This is a genomic window from Lactococcus cremoris subsp. cremoris NBRC 100676 (assembly GCF_001591705.1).
In the GTDB taxonomy this organism is placed as follows: Bacteria; Bacillota; Bacilli; order Lactobacillales; family Streptococcaceae; genus Lactococcus; species Lactococcus cremoris.
Genome location: NZ_BCVK01000089.1, coordinates 1 through 4,687, shown reverse-complemented (window position 1 = coordinate 4,687; position 4,687 = coordinate 1). Strand labels below are relative to the sequence as shown.

The 4,687-nt window shown below is 49.2% G+C and carries 1 tRNA gene and 3 rRNA genes; all 4 read left to right on the top strand.

Going from position 1 to position 4,687, the window contains the following annotated elements:
- A 16S ribosomal RNA gene (locus LLA01S_RS11605) occupies positions 1-1,281 on the top strand; the annotation flags it as partial.
- Positions 1,282-1,374: 93 nt separating this feature from the next.
- A tRNA-Ala gene (locus LLA01S_RS11600) sits at positions 1,375-1,447 on the top strand.
- A 138-nt stretch (positions 1,448-1,585) separates the two neighbouring features.
- Positions 1,586-4,486 (top strand): 23S ribosomal RNA (locus LLA01S_RS11595).
- Positions 4,487-4,569: 83 nt separating this feature from the next.
- Positions 4,570-4,685: ribosomal RNA gene (gene rrf / locus LLA01S_RS11590) — 5S ribosomal RNA — on the top strand.
- Positions 4,686-4,687: the final 2 nt, after the last annotated feature.

Genomic DNA, 4,687 nt, shown 5'->3' with positions numbered 1-4,687 from the left:
TAAAGGCTCACCAAGGCGATGATACATAGCCGACCTGAGAGGGTGATCGGCCACATTGGGACTGAGACACGGCCCAAACTCCTACGGGAGGCAGCAGTAGGGAATCTTCGGCAATGGACGAAAGTCTGACCGAGCAACGCCGCGTGAGTGAAGAAGGTTTTCGGATCGTAAAACTCTGTTGGTAGAGAAGAACGTTGGTGAGAGTGGAAAGCTCATCAAGTGACGGTAACTACCCAGAAAGGGACGGCTAACTACGTGCCAGCAGCCGCGGTAATACGTAGGTCCCGAGCGTTGTCCGGATTTATTGGGCGTAAAGCGAGCGCAGGTGGTTTATTAAGTCTGGTGTAAAAGGCAGTGGCTCAACCATTGTATGCATTGGAAACTGGTAGACTTGAGTGCAGGAGAGGAGAGTGGAATTCCATGTGTAGCGGTGAAATGCGTAGATATATGGAGGAACACCGGTGGCGAAAGCGGCTCTCTGGCCTGTAACTGACACTGAGGCTCGAAAGCGTGGGGAGCAAACAGGATTAGATACCCTGGTAGTCCACGCCGTAAACGATGAGTGCTAGATGTAGGGAGCTATAAGTTCTCTGTATCGCAGCTAACGCAATAAGCACTCCGCCTGGGGAGTACGACCGCAAGGTTGAAACTCAAAGGAATTGACGGGGGCCCGCACAAGCGGTGGAGCATGTGGTTTAATTCGAAGCAACGCGAAGAACCTTACCAGGTCTTGACATACTCGTGCTATTCCTAGAGATAGGAAGTTCCTTCGGGACACGGGATACAGGTGGTGCATGGTTGTCGTCAGCTCGTGTCGTGAGATGTTGGGTTAAGTCCCGCAACGAGCGCAACCCCTATTGTTAGTTGCCATCATTAAGTTGGGCACTCTAACGAGACTGCCGGTGATAAACCGGAGGAAGGTGGGGATGACGTCAAATCATCATGCCCCTTATGACCTGGGCTACACACGTGCTACAATGGATGGTACAACGAGTCGCGAGACAGTGATGTTTAGCTAATCTCTTAAAACCATTCTCAGTTCGGATTGTAGGCTGCAACTCGCCTACATGAAGTCGGAATCGCTAGTAATCGCGGATCAGCACGCCGCGGTGAATACGTTCCCGGGCCTTGTACACACCGCCCGTCACACCACGGGAGTTGGGAGTACCCGAAGTAGGTTGCCTAACCGCAAGGAGGGCGCTTCCTAAGGTAAGACCGATGACTGGGGTGAAGTCGTAACAAGGTAGCCGTATCGGAAGGTGCGGCTGGATCACCTCCTTTCTAAGGAATATATACAAAGACGTGAGCATTCAACTTTATTCAGTTTTGAGGGGTTTAGTCATAAACCTAAGCAAGAATCAAATTCTTGATTGTGGGGCCTTAGCTCAGCTGGGAGAGCGCCTGCTTTGCACGCAGGAGGTCAGCGGTTCGATCCCGCTAGGCTCCATTGTCAGACAAGACGTTAAAATCACTTGAACATTGAAAACTAAATAACAATATCTAATAACGATAAATAAACCAAAAGCTGTGAATTTTAAAGAATTTACAAACTTATACTTGAAAAACGATGATTATAAATCATCATGGCAAAGTTAATAAGGGCGCACGGTGGATGCCTTGGCACTAAGAGCCGATGAAGGACGTGACTAACGACGATATTCTAGGGGGAGCAGTAAGTACGCATTGATCCCTAGGTCTCCGAATGGGGAAACCCAGCTGCTACTAGCAGTTATTCATGAGTGAATACATAGCTCATGTAAAGGTAACGCAGAGAACTGAAACATCTAAGTACCTGCAGGAAGAGAAAGTAAAAACGATTTCGTAAGTAGCGGCGAGCGAACGCGAAGAAGGGCAAACCAAGAAGCTTGCTTCTTGGGGTTGTAGGACTGCAACGTGGACTTAAGCATTATAGTCGAATAACCTGGGAAGGTTAATCAAAGAGGGTAATAATCCCGTAGACGAAATAGCGCTTATACCTAGCAGTATCCTGAGTAGGGCTGGACACGCGAAATCCAGTTTGAATCCGGGAGGACCATCTCCCAACCCTAAATACTCCTTAGTGACCGATAGTGAACCAGTACCGTGAGGGAAAGGTGAAAAGAACCCCGAGAGGGGAGTGAAATAGCACCTGAAACCGTGTGCCTACAAGAAGTTCGAGCCCGTTAATGGGTGAGAGCGTGCCTTTTGTAGAATGAACCGGCGAGTTACGTTATGATGCGAGGTTAAGTTGAAGAGACGGAGCCGTAGGGAAACCGAGTCTGAATAGGGCGACTTAGTATCATGATGTAGACCCGAAACCTAGTGACCTATCCATGAGCAGGGTGAAGGTGTGGTAAGACGCACTGGAGGCCCGAACCAGGACACGTTGAAAAGTGTTTGGATGACTTGTGGATAGCGGAGAAATTCCAAACGAACTGGGAGATAGCTGGTTCTCTCCGAAATAGCTTTAGGGCTAGCGTCGAAATGTAAGTGTATTGGAGGTAGAGCACTGTTTGGGTGAGGGGTCCGTCTAGGATTACCAATCTCAGATAAACTCCGAATGCTAATACACATGTTCGGCAGTCAGACTGCGAGTGCTAAGATCCGTAGTCGAAAGGGAAACAGCCCAGACCAACAGCTAAGGTCCCAAAATATATGTTAAGTGGAAAAGGATGTGGGGTTGCACAGACAACTAGGATGTTAGCTCAGAAGCAGCTATCATTCAAAGAGTGCGTAATAGCTCACTAGTCGAGTGACCCTGCGCCGAAAATGTACCGGGGCTAAACATATTACCGAAGCTTTGGATTGATATTTTATCAATGGTAGGAGAGCGTTCTTAACCGCGATGAAGGTATACCGTGAGGAGTGCTGGAGCGTTAAGAAGTGAGAATGCCGGTATGAGTAGCGCAAGATAAGTGAGAATCTTATCCACCGTAAGACTAAGGTTTCCAGGGGAAGGCTCGTCCGCCCTGGGTTAGTCGGGACCTAAGGCGAGGCCGAAAGGCGTAGTCGATGGACAACTGGTTGATATTCCAGTACTAGATATGATCGTGATGGAGGGACGCAGTAGGCTAAGAGATGCCAGTTAATGGATTCTGGTCTAAGCAGTGAGGTGTGAGATGTGTCAAATGCATTTCTCTCTAACATTGAGCTGTGATGGGGAAGCAACTACGGTTGCGAACTCTCTGATGTCACACTGCCAAGAAAAGCTTCTAGCGTAAAGTCATATCTACCCGTACCGCAAACCGACACAGGTAGTCGAGGCGAGTAGCCTCAGGTGATCGAGAGAACTCTCGTTAAGGAACTCGGCAAAATAGCCCCGTAACTTCGGGAGAAGGGGTGCTGGTGTAAAAGCCAGCCGCAGTGAATAGGCCCAAGCAACTGTTTATCAAAAACACAGCTCTCTGCTAAACCGCAAGGTGATGTATAGGGGGTGACGCCTGCCCGGTGCTGGAAGGTTAAGAGGAGTGCTTAGACGTAAGTCGAAGGTATGAATTGAAGCCCCAGTAAACGGCGGCCGTAACTATAACGGTCCTAAGGTAGCGAAATTCCTTGTCGGGTAAGTTCCGACCCGCACGAAAGGCGTAATGATTTGGGCACTGTCTCAACGAGAGACTCGGTGAAATTTTAGTACCTGTGAAGATGCAGGTTACCCGCGACAGGACGGAAAGACCCCATGGAGCTTTACTGTAGTTTGATATTGAGTACCTGTAAGTCATGTACAGGATAGGTAGGAGCCATTGAAATAGGGACGCTAGTTTCTATTGAGGCGTTGTTGGGATACTACCCTTGACTTATGGTTACTCTAACCCGCTGGCATAATCGGCCAGGGAGACAGTGTCTGACGGACAGTTTGACTGGGGCGGTCGCCTCCTAAAGAGTAACGGAGGCGCTCAAAGGTTGGCTCAGATTGGTTGGAAATCAATCGTAGAGTGTAAAGGTAAAAGCCAGCTTGACTGCGAGAGCTACAACTCGAGCAGGTAGGAAACTAGGACTTAGTGATCCGGTGGTACCGCATGGAAGGGCCATCGCTCAACGGATAAAAGCTACCCTGGGGATAACAGGCTTATCTCCCCCAAGAGTTCACATCGACGGGGAGGTTTGGCACCTCGATGTCGGCTCGTCGCATCCTGGGGCTGTAGTCGGTCCCAAGGGTTGGGCTGTTCGCCCATTAAAGCGGCACGCGAGCTGGGTTCAGAACGTCGTGAGACAGTTCGGTCCCTATCCGTCGCGGGCGTAGGTAATTTGAGAGGATCTGTCCTTAGTACGAGAGGACCGGGATGGACTTACCGCTGGTGTACCAGTTGTTCCGCCAGGAGCACGGCTGGATAGCTATGTAGGGAAGGGATAAGCGCTGAAAGCATCTAAGTGCGAAGCCCACCTCAAGATGAGATTACCCATTCGTAAGAATTAAGAGCCCAGAGAGATGATCTGGTAGATAGGCTGGAAGTGGAAGAGTTGCGAGACTTGGAGCGGACCAGTACTAATCGCTCGAGGACTTTACCAAAAGAGTCAAATATAAAATGCTTATGGTTTAGAAGTTAGAAGAATTGTTATTTAGTTTTGAATGTTCAAAGTAACATTTAATGATTTGGTCATCATTGCGATGGAGATACACCTGTTCCCATGTCGAACACAGAAGTTAAGTCCATCTACGGCGGAAGTACTTGGGGGTTGCCCCCTGGGAGATATGCGAGTGGCCAAGTTT